The 1175-nt window shown below is 59.5% G+C and carries 2 protein-coding genes; one reads left to right on the top strand and one right to left on the bottom strand.

The genetic code is table 11. The features are described 5' to 3' along the window. Positions 1–140 precede the first annotated feature (140 nt). Positions 141–854 (top strand): OmpA family protein, encoded by a 714-nt coding sequence (locus EN879_RS36605; protein ID WP_245493939.1) that lies wholly within the window; start codon positions 141–143, stop codon positions 852–854. A gap of 93 nt (positions 855–947) precedes the next feature. Here the strand turns inward: EN879_RS36605 and EN879_RS36600 are convergent. Beyond that, positions 948–1175: hypothetical protein (locus EN879_RS36600; RefSeq protein ID WP_164774872.1), on the bottom strand; the 228-nt coding region annotated here is incomplete at its 5' end.

The raw sequence follows: 1175 nt of genomic DNA, 5'->3' as shown, positions 1-1175 counted from the left end.
CCTCGGGAACGCGCCCTGCGAGAAGGTCGCGGCAAAACTCGATCGAGCGCTGGTCGGTTGGAAGGCTCCTCATGTCCCGCGCAATAGCAGGACACGCCGCGAAAAGATCCCTTGCCGTTTTGAATCGGAGCCCATTGGCCATGACCGCCACGCTTTCATCGAGAAGCTTGGCCACTCAAGCCTTAGGCGCGGCGCGGGTCAAGTCTCAACCGGTGACGCGGCAACAACTGTCACGCCCCCGGCGATTGCAGACAGACAATGGCCTGCGAATTTGCTATGATCCCAACATCGAAAATCGGAATACTCAACCAGGAGGAGCCGCTATGCAGTGGAGCAGTTCAGCTTTTGTGTTGGCGGTCGTGCTTTTCTCGACCCACGCTTCCGCCGACCCCGTTCAGAAATCTGAAGACATCGTGAAGTTTTTTGCTGGTGCGGCCGATCTCGGCAAGTCCCGCGGGATTTGTGTTGGCTCCGCGGAGGAGTGCAAAAGCAAGTCCAATGACGCGTCGGCAGTGAAAACCGGCCTCGACATGCTGATCAATTTCGGCTTGGATTCGGCCGAACTTGACGCCACCGCGCGCGCTGAACTCGACGAGTTCGCCAAAGCCCTGAAGGACAACCGGCTGAGCACGTTCAGCTTCGTCGTCGAAGGCTATACCGATGCCACCGGCACGGTGCACCACAACGAAGGCCTGTCGCAACGACGAGCGAAATCGGTAGCCGCCTTCCTCACGGCCAGCGGCATCGAGCCTGATCGCATCAACGCGGTCGGCATGGGTGAAAAGAACCCGCGCAGTTCCAACCCATACGATCCGCTCAATCGCCGCGTGGAAATGCGGATAAAGACACAATAGCCACGCAAAGCTGCGCCGCAGCCTGGGATGGGGCGAAGATTGTTCTACCCGATGGAATTTGGACAGGGGTGAGCATAGCAGCGCGAGCGTGGTTCAAAGCGTATTCTGAATTGAGCTTATGACGGCGGTGACGGCCTGCTTGTATTTTTCAAACTCCGGTGACGTCTGGCGGACCTCCGTGGTCGTTGTCTGCTGGGCGGCGCCAGTGGCCATGCGGCCCAGCTTCTGGCCCATTTTCCTTTCGGCCCAGTCCACGACGTAGCTGGCGGTCTTGCCGGTGAGAAACGGGTTGGCCTGGATGACGGCCGACCCCAGCACGGC

The organism is Mesorhizobium sp. M7A.F.Ca.AU.002.02.1.1, assembly GCF_003998535.1.
GTDB classification, from domain to species: Bacteria; Pseudomonadota; Alphaproteobacteria; order Rhizobiales; family Rhizobiaceae; genus Mesorhizobium; species Mesorhizobium ciceri.
Note: the sequence above shows the minus strand (reverse complement) of the source record. Positions and strands in the feature narration are given on the sequence as shown.